Origin of the sequence: Ligilactobacillus aviarius, from assembly GCF_001654615.1 — a bacterium.
GTDB classification, from domain to species: Bacteria; Bacillota; Bacilli; order Lactobacillales; family Lactobacillaceae; genus Ligilactobacillus; species Ligilactobacillus aviarius_B.
Genome location: NZ_LWUD01000006.1, coordinates 14,206 through 37,523, shown reverse-complemented (window position 1 = coordinate 37,523; position 23,318 = coordinate 14,206). Strand labels below are relative to the sequence as shown.

At 38.3% G+C, this 23,318-nt stretch carries 23 protein-coding genes; 9 read left to right on the top strand and 14 right to left on the bottom strand.

Features of this window, described 5'->3' with window-relative positions; genetic code table 11:
- Window positions 1-65: 65 nt before the first annotated feature.
- The 12 genes from A3O17_RS01480 to A3O17_RS01420 all read right to left on the bottom strand — a co-directional run bounded on the left by A3O17_RS01480 (window position 66) and on the right by A3O17_RS01420 (window position 13,582).
- Window positions 66-992 (bottom strand): polysaccharide deacetylase family protein, encoded by a 927-nt coding sequence (locus A3O17_RS01480; protein ID WP_064212805.1) that lies wholly within the window; start codon window positions 990-992, stop codon window positions 66-68.
- Between the two features lie 281 nt (window positions 993-1,273).
- The gene (locus tag A3O17_RS01470; RefSeq protein ID WP_081255623.1) at window positions 1,274-2,479 is read right to left on the bottom strand and encodes a glycosyltransferase family 2 protein; all 1,206 of its coding nucleotides are present in this window, start codon (window positions 2,477-2,479) and stop codon (window positions 1,274-1,276) included.
- 106 nt (window positions 2,480-2,585) lie between these two features.
- Window positions 2,586-4,988: an LPXTG cell wall anchor domain-containing protein gene (locus A3O17_RS01465; protein ID WP_064212803.1), complete on the bottom strand. Its 2,403-nt coding sequence runs from the start codon at window positions 4,986-4,988 to the stop codon at window positions 2,586-2,588.
- Between the two features lie 273 nt (window positions 4,989-5,261).
- Window positions 5,262-6,230 (bottom strand): helix-turn-helix domain-containing protein, encoded by a 969-nt coding sequence (locus A3O17_RS01460; protein WP_064212802.1) that lies wholly within the window; start codon window positions 6,228-6,230, stop codon window positions 5,262-5,264.
- 11 nt (window positions 6,231-6,241) lie between these two features.
- Window positions 6,242-7,057 (bottom strand): oxidoreductase, encoded by an 816-nt coding sequence (locus A3O17_RS01455; RefSeq protein ID WP_064212801.1) that lies wholly within the window; start codon window positions 7,055-7,057, stop codon window positions 6,242-6,244.
- 142 nt (window positions 7,058-7,199) lie between these two features.
- The gene (gene purB, locus A3O17_RS01450) at window positions 7,200-8,492 is read right to left on the bottom strand and encodes an adenylosuccinate lyase (protein ID WP_064212800.1); all 1,293 of its coding nucleotides are present in this window, start codon (window positions 8,490-8,492) and stop codon (window positions 7,200-7,202) included.
- Window positions 8,492-9,784, bottom strand: coding sequence for an adenylosuccinate synthase (locus tag A3O17_RS01445; RefSeq protein WP_064212799.1), 1,293 nt, complete (start codon window positions 9,782-9,784; stop codon window positions 8,492-8,494). Before A3O17_RS01445 ends, purB begins: the two co-directional genes overlap by 1 nt.
- A 235-nt stretch (window positions 9,785-10,019) precedes the next feature.
- Window positions 10,020-10,835: a 7alpha-hydroxysteroid dehydrogenase gene (gene hdhA, locus A3O17_RS01440; RefSeq protein WP_064212798.1), complete on the bottom strand. Its 816-nt coding sequence runs from the start codon at window positions 10,833-10,835 to the stop codon at window positions 10,020-10,022.
- Window positions 10,836-11,075: 240 nt separating this feature from the next.
- Window positions 11,076-11,576: an ECF transporter S component gene (locus A3O17_RS01435; protein ID WP_064212797.1), complete on the bottom strand. Its 501-nt coding sequence runs from the start codon at window positions 11,574-11,576 to the stop codon at window positions 11,076-11,078.
- Window positions 11,566-12,165 (bottom strand): TIGR01440 family protein, encoded by a 600-nt coding sequence (locus A3O17_RS01430; protein ID WP_180752508.1) that lies wholly within the window; start codon window positions 12,163-12,165, stop codon window positions 11,566-11,568. Before A3O17_RS01430 ends, A3O17_RS01435 begins: the two co-directional genes overlap by 11 nt.
- A 20-nt stretch (window positions 12,166-12,185) precedes the next feature.
- The gene (locus A3O17_RS01425; protein ID WP_064212796.1) at window positions 12,186-13,001 is read right to left on the bottom strand and encodes a PfkB family carbohydrate kinase; all 816 of its coding nucleotides are present in this window, start codon (window positions 12,999-13,001) and stop codon (window positions 12,186-12,188) included.
- Between the two features lie 68 nt (window positions 13,002-13,069).
- The gene (locus A3O17_RS01420) at window positions 13,070-13,582 is read right to left on the bottom strand and encodes a MerR family transcriptional regulator (RefSeq protein ID WP_064212795.1); all 513 of its coding nucleotides are present in this window, start codon (window positions 13,580-13,582) and stop codon (window positions 13,070-13,072) included.
- Window positions 13,583-13,660: 78 nt separating this feature from the next.
- Here A3O17_RS01420 and A3O17_RS01415 point away from each other — a divergent pair, with 78 nt between their 5' ends.
- Window positions 13,661-14,305, top strand: a complete 645-nt coding sequence (locus tag A3O17_RS01415; protein ID WP_064212794.1) for an NAD(P)H-binding protein — start codon at window positions 13,661-13,663, stop codon at window positions 14,303-14,305.
- Window positions 14,306-14,469: 164 nt separating this feature from the next.
- Here the strand turns inward: A3O17_RS01415 and A3O17_RS07900 are convergent, their stop codons facing one another.
- Complete coding sequence (locus tag A3O17_RS07900) at window positions 14,470-14,607, bottom strand: hypothetical protein (RefSeq protein WP_164477236.1); 138 nt, start codon at window positions 14,605-14,607, stop codon at window positions 14,470-14,472.
- A 315-nt stretch (window positions 14,608-14,922) separates the two neighbouring features.
- Here A3O17_RS07900 and A3O17_RS01410 point away from each other — a divergent pair, with 315 nt between their 5' ends.
- The 7 genes from A3O17_RS01410 (at window position 14,923) to A3O17_RS01380 (ending at window position 21,026) form a co-directional block, all read left to right on the top strand.
- The gene (locus A3O17_RS01410; RefSeq protein WP_064212793.1) at window positions 14,923-15,882 is read left to right on the top strand and encodes a biotin--[acetyl-CoA-carboxylase] ligase; all 960 of its coding nucleotides are present in this window, start codon (window positions 14,923-14,925) and stop codon (window positions 15,880-15,882) included.
- An 11-nt stretch (window positions 15,883-15,893) separates the two neighbouring features.
- Window positions 15,894-16,211, top strand: a complete 318-nt coding sequence (locus tag A3O17_RS01405) for a bacteriocin immunity protein (protein WP_064212792.1) — start codon at window positions 15,894-15,896, stop codon at window positions 16,209-16,211.
- 75 nt (window positions 16,212-16,286) lie between these two features.
- Complete coding sequence (locus tag A3O17_RS01400) at window positions 16,287-16,805, top strand: biotin transporter BioY (protein ID WP_064212791.1); 519 nt, start codon at window positions 16,287-16,289, stop codon at window positions 16,803-16,805.
- A gap of 66 nt (window positions 16,806-16,871) precedes the next feature.
- Complete coding sequence (locus A3O17_RS01395; RefSeq protein WP_064207613.1) at window positions 16,872-18,035, top strand: DUF4767 domain-containing protein; 1,164 nt, start codon at window positions 16,872-16,874, stop codon at window positions 18,033-18,035.
- A 314-nt stretch (window positions 18,036-18,349) separates the two neighbouring features.
- Window positions 18,350-19,264 (top strand): helix-turn-helix domain-containing protein, encoded by a 915-nt coding sequence (locus tag A3O17_RS01390; RefSeq protein WP_064212790.1) that lies wholly within the window; start codon window positions 18,350-18,352, stop codon window positions 19,262-19,264.
- Between the two features lie 58 nt (window positions 19,265-19,322).
- Window positions 19,323-20,390, top strand: coding sequence for a linear amide C-N hydrolase (locus A3O17_RS01385; protein ID WP_057827151.1), 1,068 nt, complete (start codon window positions 19,323-19,325; stop codon window positions 20,388-20,390).
- Between the two features lie 48 nt (window positions 20,391-20,438).
- Window positions 20,439-21,026, top strand: a complete 588-nt coding sequence (locus tag A3O17_RS01380; protein WP_064212789.1) for a TMEM175 family protein — start codon at window positions 20,439-20,441, stop codon at window positions 21,024-21,026.
- Between the two features lie 405 nt (window positions 21,027-21,431).
- Here A3O17_RS01380 and A3O17_RS01375 read toward each other — a convergent pair whose 3' ends face one another.
- Complete coding sequence (locus A3O17_RS01375) at window positions 21,432-22,595, bottom strand: GNAT family N-acetyltransferase (RefSeq protein WP_064212788.1); 1,164 nt, start codon at window positions 22,593-22,595, stop codon at window positions 21,432-21,434.
- Window positions 22,596-22,781: 186 nt separating this feature from the next.
- Between A3O17_RS01375 and A3O17_RS01370 the strand changes: the two genes are divergently transcribed.
- A complete protein-coding gene (locus tag A3O17_RS01370; RefSeq protein WP_057827154.1) occupies window positions 22,782-23,300 on the top strand; it encodes a phosphatidylglycerophosphatase A family protein in 519 nt (172 codons plus the stop codon).
- The last annotated feature ends 18 nt before the right edge of the window (window positions 23,301-23,318 follow it).

Genomic DNA, 23,318 nt, shown 5'->3' with positions numbered 1-23,318 from the left:
AGCTAACATGTAGTAAAAGCCCCGAAATGCCCAGTTTTTGTGCATAAAAAATGATTTGAATTTAGTTAATTATTTGAAGGATCAGTATTTACCCATTTTTTTATAACATTTTTCCATGAATGATTATCAACCATCGTTCGTGGAAGGGGTTGGCTTAAGTCATATCTCTGAGTAACGATTCCATTATCAAGTGAAAAAGTAATCATCCCGTGATCAACTAAATAACGTTGTTCACGGTTTGTTCCCTCACCATACGGATATGCAAAATAAGGGGTATAGTGTCCTGTTTTTTTCTTGATAATTTCTTCCGATTTTTGATAATCCTTTCTAAACTGATTGTAATTTTTAGCATATTTTAAAACTGGCTTATTATTAACAAGGTAATGCATATTATTGGTATGGACACCAATTGTGACGTTAGAATTTCCAAGAACTTTATGAAGTTGGCGCCAAGTTGCTAATCGTGTTCCATTATCATAACGTCCGGTATTACTAGTAACAACAAACACAGTATATGGAATATTACCAAGTTTTTTAAATAATGGATATACATTTGAAGTTAACGTCTCATCAACATCATCAAAAGTCAAAACAACATATTTATGCTTTAATGGTTGATCTGTCTTAATAAGCCTAATTGCCGTTTCCATTGAGATAATACGAACACCATGCTTTCTAAGATAATGAATTTGATAACGCAACTTACTAACAGGCATACTGTACTCATGAAGCTGATCATTATTCGAAAGTGCAAGAGCGAACTTATCAGCAAATAAACGACTATTAACTACCCGATGGTAGCACAAAACCAAAATTCCATTTTCATGAAGCTGCTGATCTGACAGCTTTCCATCACTGACTTCCCGATCAACGTGTTGTTGCTGGACTTCTGCCTGATATTCTAAATAGCAGGAAATTCCAATAATAATCAAACATAAAGTAATAAAAATCCAATGCCAAGTATGTTGGAAAAACCGTTTAACCTTATCCATTTGATTGACCTACTCTTTCTTTATCCTTTTCTTTTTTAGGAAACAAAACCTGAACCAGAAATATCGAGCAATTCCTAATGCCGCAATTACTAACACTGAAATCGTCAGTAAAATAATCATTTTGTCAAAAACTGTATAGTTGCAATTTGTTGCGACATAAAAGTCAATCATCCACTCCTTAAAACGGTGGCACATGAAATCAACAAAGATAATTACAATAAAAATCTGAATAATATTTCCAACAATATAATAAATGAATTCCCCCAATTTTTTTAAACGTCTCATTTAATATGCCCCCGATCTGACGCTCCCCATGCTGCAAATTCAACAGAATCAAAAAGATGATAGAACGCTGAAAAAACAACAACAATGTTATTTAGCCAGTAAGCATAAAAGAAAAATGGTAAATAAAGCCAATAATTTTTATATTTAATATAACTATTTTCCCAATTAAATATTTTAGAAAAACCATAAAATAATAATGTTACTCCATAATAAGCAACAAGTGCCCCAAGATTGATTCGTAAGTTACGCATAAAAAGAAACTCAAAGAAAATTCTAAAAGTTGCAAAACTTACAAGAAAAATCCATGTATAACTACAACACATATCAATTGCTAACAATCGTTGACCCCATGAAAGGTTAGGAAGCATTCTAAAATGGTTACGTAAAACTTCAAGACCACCACGCCCCCACCGAACACGTTGCTTAATGAACCCACGAACAGTTTCAGGAACGTAAATTTGGCATAAAGCTCGTGGCTGATAGGTACAATAGTAGCCTTTATCATACAACCGCCATGTAGCATCAATATCCTCTGTCATTGCTTCAGTATTCCATCCACCAATTTCTTCTAGGGCAGAACGCCGAAAAAGCGTTAGAACTCCTGAGACTGTCATAATATGACCTAGAAAAAAAGACTGTGATCGTTTAATCATATCGATATTAAGAATATATTCGAGGAACTGAAGCTTTCCCATCAATGTTGAAACATTTTTAACAATTGGGCGCCCAGTTACTGCCGCAATTCGTTCGTCAGCAGCCAGGACAGCAACTAGATAACTTAACGAGTCCTTCTTAAAAACTGTATCTGCGTCAACACATAAAATATAATCAGCATTGCTTTCACTTAAAGCACGATTTAAAGCTGCTGCTTTCCCCATATTTTTCTTTTGGGATTTAACTTTAATGTTTGAATATTTTTTTGCAAGTGAATGCATGATTTGAAGTGTATTATCAGAACTTTTATCATCAATCAAAACAATTTGATAATTTTGATATATCAGTTTCTCCAATGAAGCAATCGAACGCTCCAAGACAGCTTCTTCGTTATAGCAAGACATAAAGATTTCAACAAACGGCCCTTCATCTTGCCTTTTTAATCTCATATTGGTAAATTTCTGCTCACAAAAGTTAAAGAAAATCGCACCAATTATCCAAACAAATGACATAACAACTGGATAATAAAGTTCAAAACCTCCAAACAATGGAAAATCCTCCTTATTGTAGAATCATCAAAATTTTTAGGCGGCCCCCGTGAAGAAGTCGCCTAAAAAATTACCAATACCTATTCGTTCAACTTTTTACTCAAGATTAATTTTTCTTTTCAAAAACAACGATTCCTGAAATTGCGATCAATGCGATTCCTAAGCCAACTGCCGCGGTTGCAGCTGCTTCACCAGTTTGTGGTAAGCCTTCACCGTGACCATTGCCATTGCCTTTACCACTCTTATTACCTTGAGCGTTGTTGCCGTTGTTATTGTTATTTCCAACAACCGTTACTCCGCCTTGGTTTGCACTGTGATTATTGTTGTTATTAATTACAGTTGTGTTTTGGACATTGTGTGTTGTTGCGGTGTTGGCTGTTGGTTTGTTGATCACACGGTTGCTTTCCTTATTAGTATTCGGAATTTCACTTTGGGAGTATGTGACCACCGTTGTTGCTGAACTTCCGTTCACAATTTCCTTTGACCAGCTTGTTGCCGGAACGTTCATTGAGCTTGATACCAACGTTGGTTTGTAAACCATTGAGCTTCCAAATGAACTTGAACCTGATCCTGTCCGTACTGCTGATGAAATTGAACTTTCAATCATTGTGTTCGTTTCACTACTTACAGTTACCGGAACTGACTTTTCAGTTGACTTGTCTACGTAACTGATTGTTGAAGTCTTTGATGGTACCTTCACGCTTGTTTCAGTATCCTTGCTTGGCTTGTTAGCTGAGCTTGAAACAGTGTTCATTGTTAAACTTGATTCAGTATTGATGTTGCTTGAAGATTCAACTGATGATGAACTCTTTACAGGACGAGCCCCACCACGGTGGCTCTTAGCTGTTGTTGACTTCATTGATGATGAACTTGCAACTTCTTTACTACTTGATTCAACTGAAGATTCTTTACTTGGAGCTTCACTTGAGCTCTTTGCTGAACTCTTAATTAAGCTTGAACTCTTCTTACTACTGCTTGAAGCCTTCACGCTTGAACTTGATTTCTTGCTTGATGAACTCTTAATGTTTGAGCTATTCTTGCTACTACTTGAGATCTTGCTTGAGCTTGAAGCCTTCTTTGATGAGGTCCTGCTTGATGACTTGATCATTGAACTCTTCCTGCTTGAAGCTTCACTTGAGCTCTTTGCTGAACTCTTGATTGAGCTTGACCTCTTGCTTGATGAGCTCTTTACACTCGAACTCTTCTTGCTACTACTTGAAATCTTGCTTGAACTTGACTTCTTGCTTGATGAATTCTTATTGTTACTTGAAGCCTTCACACTTGAGCTTGATTTCTTGCTTGATGAACTCTTAAGCGGTTGATTTTCTGCCGTAACTTTTACTGAAACAGCGTTTGACGAACTGTCATTAATTGTAAATTTAATTGGTTTTGAATTAATTTGATAACCTTGAGGTGCTTTAACCTCAACAAATTGATAATTACCGTCCTTTAAATTTTTGACAATCAGATTACCGTTTGAATCCGTTGTTAAATTTGATTGCAATACTTTCCCTGATTGACTTTCTAAATCAAAAACTGCTCCAGCTAATGATTTTTTAGTAATTGCATCAACCTTATGCAATTCAACTGATCCGTTATAACCAATTTCGGTTCCGGAACCACCATGCCGAACCAGCGCTGTTGTATGTGCAGAACTGCCGCCATTCCAATTTATAATCCCAACATTTTCCCACTCAGTTGTTGCTGAGTTTGAAACATCTTTACTAAGACTGACCTTGTACTCAATATAAATCGGTGTACTAATATTCCCAAGGTCAAGCGACATTGACCCATCAGAATTCATTGTAATTTTAGGTGATAATTTCTTTCCTAATTTATTTGAAGAATTGACTTGATAAACCTCAACTGAATTTGAAATAATCGTTTGCCCCTTTTGCGGCTTATCGGTAAATGATACTCCCGTTAACTTTTTCCCTGCAGGATTTAACACAACGTTCCAATATAACTGAGTTGGGTTGCCCTTTGAGTTTAAGGTCTTATTATCGACCCAGCCGCCTTTATTGATCATCCATGAATTAACGTCCGTCTTGGGAACCACTTTCCCCTGACCATAAAAAGTTAATGTTCCATGGCGATTATAGCGAAATGACGCTGGAATATTAGTAAAGGTAATCGTTCCAGTCGACGCTACAGCATTGACTGTTGCGTGTCCAACAACTTCGCCCTGGCTAGCCGTAATATTGAACGTTTCCGTACTGCGAACCCGGATATTAGATGGTAATGTAAATTGAGCTGTATCGCCCGGTTTGATGGTTACTGAATCAGGAATCGACCAGTTATATTTCACTTGATAGTAGTTATACTCGTTTAGCCCCTGGGTATCCGAAACTCTTTTTCCGCTGCTATCCGTAACAATTGCCTGATTCCCATTCAGACCATTTACCTGAATTGTTGCCGCTGATACTGATGAGTTAAAAAAGAAAGGAACGCTCATGATCATCAGCATCATGATAAACACTCGTGAAAAACGTTGAACTATCTTACCCATAAAAATCATCCTCTCACCTGAACTAGTTTAACGTTTTCTCACTTATCCCATTTTTGACCCCACAATTGAGATATTTTAATACACAGCTTTACAAAATGTTATCCTTTGCTTTAAATCTTATAAATTAACCTTAATTTTTTGCAAAGGATCTTTAATAATCACTGAGAATAGCCGGTATCATCGCAATCTGAATTCATGAAAAAGGTTAAATTTTTATTAAGACCTTAAAAAATAAAAAATCCAAGAGCCGCGTTTCTGCTCTTGAATCTTCAACTAGCTATTTAATTCGCGATATTCAGACGATGTCATGCCTGTCCATCGTTTAAATGCTCTTAAAAATGAACTAGGATCATTATACCCAACCAAATATGAAATATCGGTTATTGTCATTTGTTCATCCCTTAAGTAATTTTTGGCTAAATCGAATTGAACATCCTTAACCTCGCGATTATATGTCGTTGCCTCTTTTTTCAAATTCCGTTGTAAACTGCGAACGCTTTGCCCCATTTGATGAGCAATTTCACTAATACTATACCGACCGCTTGGAATTGCTTTTAATAATAACTGTCTAACAATCCCCCGGTTGCTTCGATCTTCATTTTCTTTTATCCGTCGCTGCATTTCAGGCTCAAGATACTGTAACATACTATTATTTTGCGTTAAAAATGGAAGGGCTAAATCTGATTTATAAAATTCAATTTGATTCTCATTTCCGCTTTGAACTTTATTCCCGACATATTGCGTTAAACAATCACTGTAATTGAATGGAACGGTTATTTCCCGGGGAATAATTTTCTTTCCTGTCCCTTTTCTTAAAGTACTGATTAATAATAACTGTTCATTAATAACTGCGAATCGGGGAAGATCTCGCTGAGAATCTGCAAATTCGTAGTGGACACTTATCGTCTGCTGAGTTTCAGTAAATTTAATTTTCACCGGGCCAACCAAACTTTTATATTTCTGTATTCGCATTATTGCACTCATTCCATTAGCCGAACATAATGCTGCAAAAAATGGCGGAATAAAGGTTTTCAAGTTATCAATTTGGCTGAACTGTAATAACTGCCGATCAGTAATTTCTTCATCAAATGCTTTTAAAAGTTGATAGTACTGATCAAGGGTTAATTTAAGCTCTTCTTTCCACAGTAAATTTGGAATTCCTGTCTTTTCTAGTAAGTCTCCTAACGGCAAGCCGATTTCTTTCAAAAACTGTTGGAATTGACGAGTAATCGTGATCTTCATTTTAAAATCTCCTAACCGATTTTTCTCATTAGCCAATCAAATACCTTAGTTGGCATAATTGAATGCATCAAAACAAGCGGCTTAGCTCCAAAGCCAATAAGATAACGCGCTTTCGGATGACCTGAATTAACAGCTTTACTAATTGCCTTTGCAATTATCTTCGGATTCGAAAGCATATTTGAATTATATTCTGCTTTCATCATTTTAGCAGTTCGATCGGCTTCTTGTTCATAAACCGTTCCTCGTGAAGATTCTTGCAAATGGTCTGCCGCAATAATTCCCCAATTTGTCTTAATTCCGCCGGGTTCAATGATTGATACGTCAATTCCAAACTGATGGGTTTCCATTCGTAATGCATCACTAAAAGCTTCCAAAGCATATTTTGTAGCGTGGTACCATGCTCCAAAATACGTTGTTAATCGCCCGCCCATTGATGAAACATTAATTATTCTTCCCGAATGTTGTTTACGCATCTGCGGAAGAATAAGTTTTACTAATTCAGCAAGTCCAAAAAGATTGACGTCAAATTGCCGTCTTGCCTCTTTCATTGTAACATTCTCGATTGCACCATATGACCCGTAGCCCGCACAGTTGACCAATGCATCAATCCGATTTTCTTTACTTAAAATCATTTGAACTGCATCAATTAACGTTGTATTTTGGGTTAAATCCAATTTAATCGGAATAATTTTCTCGTCCTTTAATGTTTCCAATTTTTGCGGATTCCGGCCGCCACCATAAACCGTATACCCTTGCTTTGCAAGCATGATTGCTGCTTGCCGTCCAATCCCATCCGTTGCACCTGTTACTAAAATTACCTTTGCCATGTTATCGTCGCTCCTTAAACAATTTATATATTTACCCTAAATAACAATTCACGTAATTTTAATAACAATCGGCGTCATCTAATATGCAATTGATGCCAAATAAACAGCATCTGCAAAAATTACAGATGCTGTTTATCATTTTCTATTCAATTCCAACTTGCCGGTAAATCTCATCAAGATGACGTAAATGATAACTGTAATCAAACGCATCATCAATCTCAGTTTTCGGCAAAATATTTGCGATTTCGCTTTGATCAACTAATTCACGGAATTGAACATGTTCATTCCATGATTTAGCAGTTAACTTTTGAACCATGTCATAGGCCTTTTCCCGGGACATTCCCGTATTGATCAGCTTCAGCAATAGCCGTTGACTGTAAATTAAACCGTAAGTCTTATTCATGTTTTCCTTCATCGTTTCAGGGAATACATCCAAACTTGAAAGGATCTTGTTGAACCGGTGCAACATGTAATCCAAGCCAATTGTTGAGTCTGGTAAAATTACCCGTTCGGCTGATGAATGCGAAATATCACGTTCGTGCCACAACGCAACGTTTTCGTATGCCGTTACAATGTTGCCGCGTAAAACCCGTGCCATTCCGCAGATGTTTTCTGATCCAATCGGATTCCGCTTGTGCGGCATTGCAGATGAGCCCTTTTGACCCGGGTTGAAGTGTTCTTCCACTTCATGGATCTCAGACCGCTGTAAGCCGCGAATTTCAGTTGCAAATTCCTCTAAACTGGTTGCAATCAAGCCCAATGTAGCAATGTATTCCGCATGGAGATCCCGGGGCAATACTTGGCTTGTTACCGGTTGCTGGTTTAATCCAAGTTCTTCCGTAACGCTCTTTTCAACCTCCGGCGGAACGTTCGCGTAGGTTCCGACTGCTCCGCTGATTTCACCACATTCAACGCCGGCAGCAGCATGTTCAAACCGTTCAATATCGCGTTGAATTTCGGTATACCACCGGCACATCTTCAAGCCAAAGGTCATTGGTTCGGCTTGAACACCATGGGTCCGGCCAATCATAACGGTATTTTTATATTTCAATGCCATCTGTTTGATCGTTTCTTTTAACTCTTCTAAGTCTTGTCGCAAAATTTGGTCAGCCTGTTTTAACAAATAACCTTGTGCAGTATCAACCACATCAGTACTTGTAAGACCGTAGTGGACCCACTTTTTTTCTTCGCCAAGGGATTCTGAAACCGTCCGGGTAAACGCAACAACGTCGTGGTGGGTAACCTCTTCCATTTCAGCCACCCGTTCTGCCGTAAACGAAGCGTTTTTGGCAATCTTTTCGGCGTCTTCTTGCGGCACAACTCCAAGTTTTGCCCATGCATTTGTAACCGCAATTTCAACCTTTAACCAAGCACCGTATTTACTTTCATCTGTCCAAATTTTTGCCATCTCTGGGCGTGAATATCTTGCTAACATTACCGATCCTCCCATGCATCCTTCAACGTGATCGTTTGTTCCCGACTTGGGCCAACTGAGATCGTCATCAATTGTAAGCCCGTTAATTCTTCAATTCGTTTCAAATACTTCTTGGCGTTTGCTGGTAATTGATCATATTCCGTCACCGTGGAAATATCTTCTGTCCAGCCGTCAAATTCTTCATACACCGGTTCACACCGTTCAAGTTCTTTCAAACTTGCTGGATAGTAGTCGATTTGTTTGCCATCAAGCATATAAGCTGTACAAATTTTAACCTTTTTTAATCCGGTAAAGATGTCTAACAGATTCAAACTGAGACAATTCATTCCGGAAACTCGTTTAGCGTGGCGCATTGCAACCGCGTCAAACCAACCGATTCGGCGTGGTCGGCCCGTCACTGTTCCGTATTCATGGGCCTTTTCCCGAATCCAATCGCCCGTTTCGTTTGTCAATTCAGTTGGAAATGGTCCTTCACCGACCCGGGTTGAATATGCCTTGCAAACTCCGACCATTTTCGTAAGTGATTGGGGACCAACTCCTGCTCCGGCAAGGGCTCCGCCAACAACCGGGTTTGAAGATGTTACATACGGATATGTTCCGTGGTCCAAATCAAGCATGATGCCTTGAGCACCTTCAAATAAGACATTCTTGCCTGCACTGATTGCTTCGTTTACAAGAACCGATGTATCTGTAACGTAGTCTTTCAGTTGCTGACCATATTCGTAATACTCATCAAATAATGAATCAAAATCAAATGGTTCTTCATCATAGATCTTTTCAAAAAGCGCATTCTTCTGTGCTAAGTTTTCTTTCAACTTTGTTGCAAATGTATCTTTTTCAAGCAGATCACACATCCGAATCCCAATTCGAGCGGCCTTATCCATGTATGCTGGGCCAATCCCATTGTGAGTCGTTCCAACCTTTTGATCACCCCGTTGCTTTTCCTGGGCAATATCAAGTTGAATATGATATGGCAAAATCAAATGAGCCCGACTTGAAATTTTAAGGTTTGAAGGGGTCACCCCGGCGTCCTTAAGCATCTGTAATTCACTTAAAAGTGCCTTCGGGTTAACCACCACACCGTTCCCAATCACATTGATTTTTTGCGGTTCAAAAATTCCAGATGGGATCAATTGCAATTTATACGTCTTCCCGTTAAATGCAATTGTATGGCCAGCATTATTTCCGCCCTGATAACGGACGATCATATCCGCCTTTTGTGCCAGCCAATCGGTCATTTTCCCTTTTCCTTCATCGCCCCATTGGCTTCCCATAATTACAATCGATGACATATAAAAATCTCCTTGTTTCTCCTAAATCAATGATTACGATGTAAGTTTACCAATTTTAAGTAATAACCGTCAATAAAAATACGAATATTATTTGAAATAAAAACCAATTATTTAATTATTAATTAACTTATAATTATCGTCTTTAGTTATAAATTGATTAACACGAACATTGTTTTAATAAAATACAAAAAAAACAGCTGAGCCTCAAAGCCCAGCTGTTATCAGATTAAATCAATTATTTTGTTTGTGATTGATGTTGCATTCCTTGGAAGTCACCGTAAATTGGAGTTGGCAAGCCAAAACCACCGGCAACTGGGATCAATTCACCAGTAATAAAGCTGGCTTCGTCGCTTAACAAGAATGCAACTGCATTCGCAATGTCCCGCGGTTTAGCAATCCGGTTCAACGGAACATGCTTCAAGAATGTATCTAAGAATGTATCTGACATGTTGTCCAATGCCCCATCAGTTGCAACTAATCCTGGTAAAATAGCATTTACGCGAATATTATCACGAGCGTATTCAACCGCTGTTTGTTGGGTCAATGAATTAATTGCTGCCTTTGAAACCCCGTAAGCTAAGCGGGCAATATCAGGCGTGTTTCCGGCAACAGATGAGATATTAACAATGTTGCCGCCCGTCTTTTGCGTCTTCATTTGTTGAACCGCATATTTTGACATGTAATACGTGCTCATAATGTTAACATCAACGATCTTCTTAAAAGCATCCGGATCGCCATCCGTTAACGTTGTATCTGCTTTGACATCAGTCCAGCCAAAATTATTTACTAAAATATCCAATCGGCCGGCATCAGCGACAACGTTTTTAACGGCTTCTTTGTATGAAGGGTAGTCAAATGCGTCGTAGAAAACTGACTGGTATTGTTTATTTTCGGCGGTTAATTCTTCAGTTAACTTCCGGTTCTTTTCACTGTCCCGGACTGCCATGTAAACCGTTGCGCCTTCTTCAACCAACTTATGTGTAATTTCAAGACCAATGCCGCGACTTGCCGCCGTAACAATGGCAACTTTATTTTCTAACTTCTTACTCATAACTCTTTCATCTCCAATAATTTTATGGTTGCACCTATTCTAGAATATGTTTTTTGATAAAGCAACCTTTTTAGTAAAAGGTTCGTACCAAAATCTATTTATATCATATGACAAATTTAACCAAATTCAATTCCCAATCGCGCCAAATCAATGGCAATTAAACTGTTTTAATTACGATTTTTCCGATCTATCTTAATAAGAAAAATCTAACCAGGTTAATTCCCAGTTAGATTTCATATTTTAGTATTTAATTATCTTCCGTAACTGCGGTGTCAATAACAACGCAACAATCAATCCGACAACGCCTTGAATGCAGTTCATCGGAATTCCAAGTAATCCGGTTTGAACGTTGTATAAAATCGAATCCGAACAGAAATACCCGGCCACCATAATGATCGTTCCAACAAGCATGATCCCAATTTGCTTCATCTTTGACTTCTCCGCATGCAGCCGTTGGAATAGGAGGCCAACGATCAATCCTTCAAGCCCATGCACAATTAACGAGAAGAACATATACTGACTATATCCTGAAATCAAATCCAATAAAAATCCTGATACGGCACCGGCAAATAACCCCGGCCACGGTCCGTATAACATTGCGATGATAAAAATTCCTGCATCGCACAGGTTAATGTTTCCATGGGTAAACGGAATCGGAATAATCAAAATTCGACTAATTACAATGTTCAATGCCGTCAATAAGGCGGTCACGGTCATTAATTTTAATTTATTACTTTTCATTTAAATTATCCCATGTATCGATTTTGTTCTTATCTGAAAATGTGTACAATGCACGTTGCCCACCAATCAATTTTGGCCGGGTGTATAAACCAGTAACGTTGGCTGCTCCAATCGTGTGGTGCTTTAACCGAACTGGAACCTGAACAAATTTAACGTGCATTCCAATATCCGTTCCCCCGATGTCAATTCCGCCATCGGCAACGATGTGTTCAACTTCAACGGGATCATTCATTTCTTCATAAGCTGCAACTTGGGTACCGCCACCCGCATGCATTGATGGGCAAACTGAAACGATTTCGAAATTATGCTTTTCAGCAACTTCCCGTTCCATTAATAATGCCCGGTTGATGTGTTCACAACCTTGAATTGCTAAATCGATCTTCCGTGGTTTTAAGAATGCCTGCAAAGTTTCATAAACAGCTTTCCCTATTGATAATGCAGAATCGGTTCCCATCCATTCGCCCCGAATCATACTTGTACTGCATCCAACAACAAATAGTGATCCAGGTTTCAAATCAAATTTTTCATTATTAAAATAATCAGTTAGTACATCTGACAAGTTTTCCTTGATATCTGCTAAATCAATCATGATAATCCTCCTTAAAACAATTAATCATTCCGCCGAAGCAATGGCATAATATCTATCCCTAATTTTAAATCATTTTCACTTAAAAGGGTATTGCGAATGCTTGCTTGAAGCCGTTCCATGATTTGCGGTAAACAATCGCTCAACTGAGCATGTTCACTGAGTTCCCCAAGGAGTGCAGCTGCAAACGCATCCCCCGTTCCATAAAAATGACCATCAACTTTGCGCAAATAATTTATTCCACATGAAACGCCATCGTCCCAATAACAGCCGACTTGATCTTGAGTCTCGATTCCGGTTACCACCACCGTTGCGTCCTTTTTCAAAAGCGTGCGTAGTTGACTGGCCATTGCCGCAATTTGATCTTCTGTAAATGCAGTTGAATATTGATTTCCTGTTAGAAACGCCAATTCAGTTACATTTGGTGTAATCACGTCGGCAAATGGTAATAGTTGTTTTAATTGCCGACAATAGGTTGCATCCAACAATGGGTAATAATGCCCGTTATCAGCCATTACCGGGTCAACTAAAAGAAACCGAAAATCATTTATTAACGCGCTTTTCGCAATTAAATCAATGATTTCCATCTTTCCTAAGTAACCAATCAATCCAATATTTTCGGTATTTTTAAACTGATGATGGGCGGTTTCAAACATTGCTTTTAACCATTCAGCGGAATAATTCGTTTGAATTGCACCGTCCATTTCAGTTTGGGTAATGAAATCTTGCACTGGAATCTGCAACGCCCGCAAACCGTAACTTGCGATAATTGGTCCGGCAACATTCATTGAAATGCTGTTTAAACTTGATAAATCTTCAATTATAAATGCGTTCTTCATAATATTCTTTCTTTAATTTGGTTAGTAAATTTTCTTATGATTATATGTTTTTATCTCAAAAAACAACCTTAATCAGAATTATTTGAATTTGATTTTTCGATTTCAAACAATTCTCTTTCCATTGTAGACATTTTATCAATTTTTGTAATAAATTTCTGAGCAGCTTCACGGTTATAGCGAAAAGTTCCAGGAATTAAATGAATCTGCTCTGTCCCTGCATCGACCGCCGTTTTATAATACCATTCTTTGTACTCTAAAATTTGTAATGATCGCTGTAAATTTTCAATATTTTTCTTTAATATCTTTTCCTGGTTTTCAATAAAGGATAATCTTTGAGTTAAAGTTGAATCGCCCGCCATTCGCCAATCGATAAACTTCTTAATTTCCTTCAACTTCACCCCTGCATTTTTCAAATGTAGAATGGTTAAAACCATCTCCAAATCATCAACCGTAAATTGACGATTCCCTTTTTCATCACGTTTAACAAATGGAAGTAGTCCTTCACGGTCATAATAATAGAGTGTTTTGATATTAATTCCTAGCTTATCCGCAACTTGCCCAATCGTATAACTTTTTTCCATAATTTTTCCTCTTTTGCTTGACCTATACCATACTATAGGTAATATTATACATTCAAAATCACATGGGAGATGAAACTAATGGCTCAAAATGTATTAATTTTAGGTGCTGCAGGTCAAATTGCACGGATAGTTACGCAAAATTTGCTATCGAATACAGACGCAAACCTTGTTTTATATGGTCGAAACTTATCTTCACGAATCACAATCGCTGATCCAAATCGTGAGAAAATTATCGACGGTGATTTTAACGACTCACAAAGTCTTTCAGATGCTCTCCAAGGCATCGACATTGTTTATTTAAATTCAATGTCTTCAGAAAAAGGCACTTTAAATATCATCGCCGCTTTAAAAAAGCAACACGTTAACCGAATTATTGGTGCAACAATTATTGGAATATATGATGAATTTGGCAAAAAAATTGGCAAATGGACAAAGCAAAATTTGAGCTCTACTTACATTGATGAAGAAATTCGATCTGCGAAAGCCGTCGAACAGTCAGGCCTTGAATATACCCTTTTACGTCTTGCTTGGCTATACAATGATCCTCAAAATCATCACTTCAAATTAATTCCACAAGGTCAAACGGTCAACGATGTCCAAGTTACCCGCCAAGCAGTTGCCGATGTCATTGTAAAAATCATTGCTAATAATCAAGACTATATCAATCAAAGTTTGGCTGTTGTCGAACCGAATACAGAATTCAATAAACCATCGTTTTATTAAAGAAAGGAAATTCAGTTATGAATAAAAAAGCACTTGTTGTCGTTACTAATGTTTCTAAATACCAAGGAGTCGCTTCTAAGGTAATTGATCTTCTAAAGAAATAACCTGATAATGTAAAAAAACGAATCTCGAATGAGATCCGTTTTTTATTTAACTTTCAAATTCTAATTTTGTAACTTTTTGGCGTCAGCATCCAATTGTGCGAACCCGGCTCCTTGTTTCTTGGCTGGTTCCTTAGCACGAGCTTCCATTGCTTTCCGAGCAAGTTCTTTCCGCTCTTCCTTACTTAAAGTCTTAGCCATAACTACTCGCCTTCTTCCAATTTCGGAATTAAGATTCCTTACACCTTCGTTATAACGCATTTGTCAGCTGAATCAAGAAAAAAGAATTAATTTTTGATGCAAATAATTTGAGCTCAAAAAGAATTGAATTCCAATGCGGATTTCATTATCTTTGAGATGAGGTAGTTACATCTCATATTACAATTCAATCCTACACATTAAAACACCTAAGATCATTTAATTTCCTCTAATCTTGACACAGACTGATCGCGGGTGTTTTTTATTAACCTTAATCGCTGTATAATGTTTACAAGAATAACTATATGGAGTTTGATCATGGATTTTAAACAGGAAATTTTAAATTTGCTTTTTACTTCACAAAATAATTGGATCTCGGGCGACGAACTGGCCCAAAAGTTCAATATCAGCCGCACAATGGTTTGGAAATATATTAAAGCCCTTGAAAATGACGGTTTTCAAATCAAAAGTAAACGCAGTGCCGGTTACCAGCTTGAAATCGGGTATGCATTAAATAATGAACTGATTGAACACCAACTTGACCAACCGGTTGATGTCCAGACTTTTAAAACAATCAATTCAACTAACACGTATCTCAAGGAATATCTCAGCGTTCACTCGTTAACCCAACCGTTAGCGGTGATCGCCGAAAAACAGACAAAGGGATACGGGCGGTTTAAACGTGACTTTTATTCGCCGGACCATGGTGGAATTTATTTAAGTCTTGCCGTTCCATTAAACAATCAGCCGCTTAATCCTTCATTGATAACAACCAGCATTGCGATCGGGGTCGTTCACGCCCTACAAAAATTCTTTCCAGAACAAAATTTCAGCGTAAAGTGGGTCAACGACCTTTACATTGATCATAAAAAAATCGCAGGGATCTTAACGGAAGCAACCGCTGACCTTGAATCCTTAGCACCAACCGAATTAGTGATTGGGGTCGGCATCAATTTAACAACTCAGGATTTTCCTGAAGAATTAAAATCAAAGGTCCAAGCCATCAGTGATCGTCTTCCAGCTGACCTTAACCTCATTGCTGCTGAACTGATCAATAACTTACTCAGTGTTCTCACCGATTATGAAGACGGCCATTACCTTCAAGAATACCGCCAACGGTTAAACCTAATGGGCAAGCAAATTGATATGCAAGTCGGACCGGAACTGACACATGGCGAAGTTGTCGATCTTAGCAATGATGGCGGCTTAGTCGTTAAGGACAAACAAAACCATCTTCAAACATATTATTCAGGGGAAGTTCAAAAAATTTATTTTTAAGGAGAAACATCATGGAAAAAATAAGTAATCAAGAATTGTTCGGCCTGATTGATGCCGCATATAACTCACTTCCTGATCGTGACCAAAACGGACAACTTGGACAAGCGATTTTAAAAGCTGCTCAAAATTTAAATCATGGAATGGATTCAATTACCTGTTGCGTAAGACTGATCCATGACTTTTCAACCTATATTTTGATCGACCAGCATATTAAAAACATTAAGTTTACCCCTGAAGTCAAACACCTTTACCAAGTTGCAAATCAAATTGCCCAAAAACGCATTGCTGAGAATGGCTTTGCAAATTTAGGCAATTTGTTTTTACGATAATTGTTAACTCTAATATTGATTTATGGTTAACAATGTGTAAAACTATCCTTAAATCATATTTTAAGGAGTTTTTTTATGAAACATTCATCAACAATCAGTCTTGCTCAGGTCGCTTTAATGGCCGCCTGTATTTTAGTTTTAGGATTTATCCCACCGATTCCGACCGGGATCCTTCCCGTTCCGATCATTGTTCAAAACCTTGGGATCATGCTTGCAGGGGTTATTTTAGGGCCGAAAAAAGGAACGGCCAGTGTTGCCCTGTTCCTGCTCATCTCATTGATCACCGGTGGGCCCGCCCAATTTTTCAGTCCAACAAGCGGCTATCTTTATACTTGGTTAATTGTCCCATTTCTAATTGGCTTTTGTTTGCAGCGGTTTCACATCCAACGATTCTCATTGACCCTCGTCATCGTTTGGTTATGGGGTGTTCTGTTTATGGACGTTGCGGGTGGAATATGGCTAGCATGGTATACTCACGCCAAATTAACCTCAACTTTAATTTCGAGTTTAGTCTTCATTCCGGGAGATACGATCAAAGCCATTTTAACCGCTTTGATTGGCCCGCGGATCGCCGCCCAAATCAGAAAGAAATAACCTCGTTGAATTGTTTTGATTTTTGATATACTAACAATGTAAATAATTTTAAGGAGTGTGGATCACATGAAAAAAGGATTCCTTCTTATTCCACTTTTAACTTCCACTGTTTTACTTGGCGGTTGTGGGAACTCACAAGTTAGTCACTCAACGCATCAAAACAATGCAGTTAAAACCAATAAGGTCGCTGATCAAAATAACCAAAAGAATCAGTCATCAGCAACGACTGCAACGACAACTAATGACCAACAAGAACAGTCATTGTGGAATCAATCGAAAAATCAAAAGCTGGCTTCATTCATGCAAAAATGGGGTGCAACCATGAACCAGCAATATAAGAGCTATGGCCCGGGAAATAATACTAATTTTTACGGCATCGCATTTCCGCAACAGTTCGATCAAACTTTGTTAAAGGTTGATAACCAAACTGTTTCAATGAAATGGTCAAATGACGGAACAGGGAATGCAGACTACAATGTGGTCGCAATTTACTGTGATAGTGATACTGCTCAATCGATGGACGAACACCTTTACCTCTTTACTTTCCATAATGGTAATCCGGTTGTTTTAATTACCCAACAAACTAACGGAAATGTAACGAAATCTGCCAATAATGGTCCAGATGACGGGTTACACTTCAAGGAAACGGCTAACCAAGATTTGAGTAACGGGTTCAAGGCAATCGCAAATGGAAAGACGCCTAAATTGAATGGCCAAAAGACGAGCAATAATGCTAGTCAAAATTCTAGTTCACAATTAGATGCTCCGGATAACTTTCCGGCAAATATGCAAGGAACATGGTATACCTATGATAAAACCGATGACAAAGTTACATCCATTACAATCAGCGGCAATAAATTAACTGATTCTGAAGACCCTAATGATGTTACTGAAGTTCATAAGATTACGGATTCAGAAAAACAGGCTAATCAAAATGCAAATCCAAGCGCGGCTGATAGTAGTAAACAAAACTGGGCTTACTTTAATCACATTGATGGTTGGTTAAATATCTATGGATGGTATCAAGGTGCTGGAGATGGTGATTTCCTTAAGGTTACAAATCAAAATATTAACGGCCAAAATGTCCCAGTTCTAGCTGATGCTGGCGGAGCTAATATTACAGTTGACGCCAACTATTACAGATCAAAAGACCTTGCAATGCAACAAAAGGATACAACTTATCCCGGTCAACATACTATGAGTGATGATAACGATAATAATAACAACTAAAAAAATGGTCTGGATCCCACTAATCCAGACCATTTTTATCCCCATAACACTTGTACTCAGGAATAACGATTTTTGAACTCGGATCTGCTTCCCAAGACCCGAATATCAATAATCCGTTCTACGAAAGACCGAAACATTAATTACTTTCTCCGTGATTATTAATTTTATTTGCTATTCCCTACCCTTTAAGTATAACTAAATTATTTTCTTTAAATGGGTGAGATAACCACTATTGGGAATTCGTTGTCAAATTTGCAACTAAATTGTGAAAACGATATCATTAAATTGAAAAATTGCCTTAAGGATGTGATCAAATGGATTTTGGAAAAGCCATTTCAAATATTCGAAGAAACAAACATATTTCAATCCAACAAATTACCAATAACACCATTACTAAATCTTCTTATAACCGGTTCGTGAATGGTGAAACGCAGCCTTCCGTTAACAGTTTTTTGACTTTGCTTCAAAACTTGCATGTCAGTTTCGAGGAATTTCTCTACATTTCACGCGGGTATAAACCAGACTACTTCAACGAAATTGCAATGCAGATTCGGGACGCGACGATTACCAGAAACATTCCATTAATGCAGGAAATTCATGCAACAATTTCCACTTATGCACAACAAAATCCAAATAACCAGACTTACCTTCATCTTAAATGCGTCACGACCCTTATTCTAAATTCGCTTCAAAATGAACCACTTGATCAGGAATCCAAGAAGATTCTTTTAAATTACCTTTTGAAATGCGACGTGTGGACTCATTACGAGCACACCCTTTTCAATAGTGTAATTTTTATTTTTGAACCGTCAGCCGTTAACGCCATGGAAAAGCGAATCATCCGCAATTTAGATAGCTACGAATTAATGCATATTTATGGAAATGAAAGTTTCCGCAGCTTATGCGTAATTCTTGCGTTTGATATTTCTCATCAAGATTTGATGGCTGCCATCAAGGTCGTCAGCAAGTTGGCTAATTTTTCGCTTCACGCAGACATGCTCTTTGAAAAGACCCTTTATAAGCTCTTTTCAGGAATTGTTTTTCTTCTTTCAGGACAATCAATTGGCCTGCAAAACATTAAAGAAGCAATTCAAATCATGCAGCTAACGGACTCAAAAGACTACTTGAAAGCGACCTTTGCGTTCATTAAAGACGTATGCCAAATTTATGATTTTCATGATGATGGTCTGGCTCAATTATTAAAAGAAGGTTACCAAAAGTTGGACTAATAACCTTTTAGGGTCCGTTATGCTATAACGAAGATGAAATTAGATAGGAGCTGATCATATGAATTCAAAGATTCGTCAAGTCGCAAAACAACTAAATGCCGGATGTTCAAGTATTGCGTGGGAGACCCAAGACGGCAAACACATCTGGGGCCGGAATTATGATTTCAATTCGATTGCCGAATCAGCAACAACCGTTGTTCCGCGCGGCTTAAAATACTATACTGCCGGAACGCCTTATGATCATAATTTAAGTGAAGAAAACATTGTAACGTCAAAATACGCGGCAGTCGGTGTCGGAACAATGGCCATGCAGGTTACACCCGTCTTTTACGAAGGAATCAACGAAAAAGGATTAATGGGCGGTCAGCTTTTCTATGCTGGATTCGCATCATTTCCTGATGTTCCGCGACCAAATAGCCAAGAACTTAACCCGGGTTATGTTGTTACCCATGCGCTTCTTCAATGTGCAACCGTTGATGAAGTCGTTGACCTGCTTACAAAAAAGGCAACGTGCGTTAACCAATCACTTGCTGGTTCAACCGCAACCGTTCACTGGGTCTTTTCTGACCGTTCCGGGGAAACGATCATTATCGAACCTGATAACCAACAAATGACCATTTACCGGCATACTGCTGGCGTAATGACCAACAGTCCCGATTATCGTTGGCACAAGCAAAACCTTTTAAGTTACTTGAACGTTAAAAACGATGAATTCCCTGACCGTAACATGGATGGCATCGAAGTTCAAAAACCATTTAAGGGAACCGGTGCCCTCGGATTACCTGGTGATTTCACTTCGCAATCGCGTTTTATTCGGGCATCATTTCTTAAATATTATGGCATCAAGGGTCAAAATGAAGAAGAAGGAATTCAATATCTATTCCATTTGCTCGATAACGTGGCCATGCCGCTTGGAATCGTCAAAGTCGCTGATCATGGAAATCAACAAGATTACGATGAAACGATCTATTCGGCTGCAATGTGCGCTGAATCACTGAAGTTTTACTGGAAATCATACAAAAATTCAACGGTTCAATGCGTTGACCTTAATCATGAACTGAATAATACGGAAGTTAAGAGTTTCCCGTTGAATAACGAAACCCCCGATTTTAAAAACGTTAATTAACTATGCTAAACTAAACTGGTTAATTTAATCTGAAAGGAAACTTGTTAAATGAGTAAGGACCGGTTGACCGCGTTTTTTGATGCTGTGCTTGCGATCGTTATGACGGTTTTAGTTTTAAGCTTAAAGCAACCAGCCGCTGCGACGCTAAGTGCCGTTTTAGCATTGCATAAGGAATACTTAACATATGCAACTTCATTTTTTGTTTTATGTATTACTTGGCATAATCTGCACAACACATTTCAAGTCGTTCGTAAAATTAACGGCGGTGTTTTGTGGGCAAACTCATTGTTACTTTTTATGATTTCGTTTTTCCCATACGTAACCACTTTTGTCAGTGATCACTTTTTTGCGCGGGTTGCGGAATTCTTCTTTGGAATCGTCTTTTTACTGATTTCACTGATGTATGTCTTACTTTGTTTTACCCTTTACTGGGCAGATAAATCCAATAAGGCGCTTTTCCAAGTGATTTACCGGCCACGGAAATTTACAATTTATTTTTTGATCCAAATTATAGGATTCATTTGCGGATATTTTTACCCGCCAGCAATCATCATTACGGTGATCCTTGCAACCGCCGTTTGGATAATTCCAGAGCGCCGGGCTGAGCAAATTATCAAAAAACAACATCAGCATTAAAAAAACACTCACCAGATTTAAATATCTCGTGAGTGTTTTTACTTATGTGAATCCATTTTGTATTCCTTCAAATTCTATAAATTACGGTTGTACTTTAAGTTCTGCATCAATGCGGTGATTGAAGCTAAATCATGTTTCTTAACAAAGAAATTTAATACTTTTTTCATTGGAATCCCTCCTTCAACCTTTCCTTTAATTTCACCTTTATCCTAACACCGCACCTTAAGCTACCCCAGCCTTTAGCTCGATTTCTAATTGAATTCTTAATTCCCAATCACCGTTTCGCTGTAAGCTTATCTTCCATCGCTTAATCCTTACAGTCGCAATGGATTACAGCCCTTTAAAATTTTAAATTACGACCATAAAAAAAAGAGATTGCTGAGTTTTCTAACAATCTCTTAATAATTAAAAGTAATCATTAAACCCTAAAATATTCTTCTTCACTGCCGAATCAAACTGCGCTAATTGCTCGTCATTAATTGCTTGCACTTGAATTCGATGAAGTTGAACCGCTTGTTTTAAAGACAATTGTCCAAAGAAAAAGGCTGACAAATCATTAATCTTCCCCCTGATTTGCCAATGATCTTCCTGAAACTCTTGTTCGATTCCCGCTTTGCTTACCTTCCAAACGCCGTTATTCGATTGAAGAACATCATCTTCAATCTTGATGAACATTGTTCCAAACTCATTTTCAAACGGATATTTGGCAATAAACCGTTTAAAGTTAACAATTCGGCCCATCATATACGGCTCGACATGCACATTCATTTCACCTGGCTCAAGTGAATAGTGTCCCTGGTAAAAATTGCTGTAATCCTTAAAAATGAACCGTTCAACCATGCTTGAATGCGCCGCAATGAAATTCAACAGCGTTTGGTACGTATCCCAATCTTGGTAATTCATTTCAGAAACAACGATATTCGTCCCCTGAATTTCATAAATTGCATAACCCGTCATTTGAGTTGAATCATAGACCTTCGCTACATTCCATTTATTTTTCAAGGTGAGGTAATGCCACCACCATGGCTGCCGGTTGATCTTTCCATCTTGCGTTGCAACCGTTTGGCGATAATATTCAGCAACCTCATCCACGGAATTTGCAAGCGGTGTTCGTTCGACCTTGCGCTGAGCTTCTACTTTGGCTGGCCGAAACTTTTGCGCATCAATTTCGTATGTAAACGCACTGACAGCCTGCTCATAACCCAACCGGCGATAATAACGTTGCGAGAATGGGGCTAAAAATGACAATTCATATCCATCGGCGTTCATGTCCGCTAAAGCGGTTTTTAATAAGGTAGTTGCGTACCCATGTCCGCCGTATTCCGGATAAGTCATCACATCGCCAATTCCGCCCATTTGAAAAAGCTGATCCCCAATTCGAAGTTCAAACGGCAGCCGATACAAACCACTGACAATCTGATCGCCATCTTTGATTCGAAAAACTTTTCCATGTTCAACCCGATCCATAAAAAACGCTTTCCGCGCGGGTGAATCTTGGCGGTTAAAAGCGTACAGATAAAGTTGATAAAGCGATTCGCGCTCTGACAGCTGTAAAACTAAATCTTCCATTTAAGATTCCTCCTTTCTTATAACGAAATAATAACGCTTTCTTGATTAAATGTATATACCAATTTCAATAAAAAATTAACTCAATAATAACTAAATTGTTGAATGAAATTCCCAGTTCAAATAATTGCTCTGGAAGCGCTTATTTAATATAATGCTGATTGAATAAGTTTAAGGGAAGTGAAATTTATGTCAAAGGATGTTTATCCTGATCAGGAAGTATGGAATTACATTCAAACCGAACTTGAAAAACGCGATATCTCGCTTAACGAAATTGCCACCCATGCTTGGGAACATCAACGTCAATTCAATCATGAATTGACGATTGACGAAGCCGAAATGGCCGTACGAAAAGTTCTAAGTAAACGGGAAGTTCGCAATGCTATTATGGTGGCCCTCGCAATCGACAACCTTGCAAACGCGCATCAATTGCCCGAGCCGTTACAGACAATTATTGCTGAAGACAATCCTTGTTTTGGGGTCGATGAAATGCTTGCCATTAACGGAATTGCTCAACTTTACGGGTCAATCGCCGTTTCAAACTTCGGTTACCTGGATGTTCATAAATCAAATGCAGCCAAAAAGCTTGATACCGCGCAAAAAAATGGCGGCCAAATTGCAACCATGCTCGATGATTGCATTTCTGCCATTCAGGCCTGTGCTGAAGGTTATTTAGCCCATAATTTAAGCGCAAGCGATATGGAATAATGAATGAAGGAGGAGATT

What these genes read in the sequence shown, in the direction of transcription:
- A3O17_RS01420 (WP_064212795.1), bottom strand. Translation starts at nt 13,582, where the DNA reads ATGGAAAAAAGTTATACGATTGGGCAAGTTGCGGATAAGCTAGGAATT.
- A3O17_RS01400 (WP_064212791.1), top strand. Translation starts at nt 16,287, where the DNA reads ATGAAACATTCATCAACAATCAGTCTTGCTCAGGTCGCTTTAATGGCC.
- A3O17_RS01370 (WP_057827154.1), top strand. Translation starts at nt 22,782, where the DNA reads ATGTCAAAGGATGTTTATCCTGATCAGGAAGTATGGAATTACATTCAA.
- hdhA (WP_064212798.1), bottom strand. Translation starts at nt 10,835, where the DNA reads ATGAGTAAGAAGTTAGAAAATAAAGTTGCCATTGTTACGGCGGCAAGT.
- A3O17_RS01390 (WP_064212790.1), top strand. Translation starts at nt 18,350, where the DNA reads ATGGATTTTGGAAAAGCCATTTCAAATATTCGAAGAAACAAACATATT.
- A3O17_RS01445 (WP_064212799.1), bottom strand. Translation starts at nt 9,784, where the DNA reads ATGTCATCGATTGTAATTATGGGAAGCCAATGGGGCGATGAAGGAAAA.
- A3O17_RS01430 (WP_180752508.1), bottom strand. Translation starts at nt 12,165, where the DNA reads ATGATTGATTTAGCAGATATCAAGGAAAACTTGTCAGATGTACTAACT.
- A3O17_RS01380 (WP_064212789.1), top strand. Translation starts at nt 20,439, where the DNA reads ATGAGTAAGGACCGGTTGACCGCGTTTTTTGATGCTGTGCTTGCGATC.
- A3O17_RS01410 (WP_064212793.1), top strand. Translation starts at nt 14,923, where the DNA reads ATGGATTTTAAACAGGAAATTTTAAATTTGCTTTTTACTTCACAAAAT.
- A3O17_RS01425 (WP_064212796.1), bottom strand. Translation starts at nt 13,001, where the DNA reads ATGAAGAACGCATTTATAATTGAAGATTTATCAAGTTTAAACAGCATT.
- purB (WP_064212800.1), bottom strand. Translation starts at nt 8,492, where the DNA reads ATGTTAGCAAGATATTCACGCCCAGAGATGGCAAAAATTTGGACAGAT.
- A3O17_RS01375 (WP_064212788.1), bottom strand. Translation starts at nt 22,595, where the DNA reads ATGGAAGATTTAGTTTTACAGCTGTCAGAGCGCGAATCGCTTTATCAA.
- A3O17_RS01435 (WP_064212797.1), bottom strand. Translation starts at nt 11,576, where the DNA reads ATGAAAAGTAATAAATTAAAATTAATGACCGTGACCGCCTTATTGACG.
- A3O17_RS01385 (WP_057827151.1), top strand. Translation starts at nt 19,323, where the DNA reads ATGAATTCAAAGATTCGTCAAGTCGCAAAACAACTAAATGCCGGATGT.
- A3O17_RS01455 (WP_064212801.1), bottom strand. Translation starts at nt 7,057, where the DNA reads ATGGCAAAGGTAATTTTAGTAACAGGTGCAACGGATGGGATTGGACGG.
- A3O17_RS01465 (WP_064212803.1), bottom strand. Translation starts at nt 4,988, where the DNA reads ATGGGTAAGATAGTTCAACGTTTTTCACGAGTGTTTATCATGATGCTG.
- A3O17_RS01415 (WP_064212794.1), top strand. Translation starts at nt 13,661, where the DNA reads ATGGCTCAAAATGTATTAATTTTAGGTGCTGCAGGTCAAATTGCACGG.
- A3O17_RS01405 (WP_064212792.1), top strand. Translation starts at nt 15,894, where the DNA reads ATGGAAAAAATAAGTAATCAAGAATTGTTCGGCCTGATTGATGCCGCA.
- A3O17_RS07900 (WP_164477236.1), bottom strand. Translation starts at nt 14,607, where the DNA reads ATGGCTAAGACTTTAAGTAAGGAAGAGCGGAAAGAACTTGCTCGGAAA.
- A3O17_RS01480 (WP_064212805.1), bottom strand. Translation starts at nt 992, where the DNA reads ATGGATAAGGTTAAACGGTTTTTCCAACATACTTGGCATTGGATTTTT.
- A3O17_RS01395 (WP_064207613.1), top strand. Translation starts at nt 16,872, where the DNA reads ATGAAAAAAGGATTCCTTCTTATTCCACTTTTAACTTCCACTGTTTTA.
- A3O17_RS01460 (WP_064212802.1), bottom strand. Translation starts at nt 6,230, where the DNA reads ATGAAGATCACGATTACTCGTCAATTCCAACAGTTTTTGAAAGAAATC.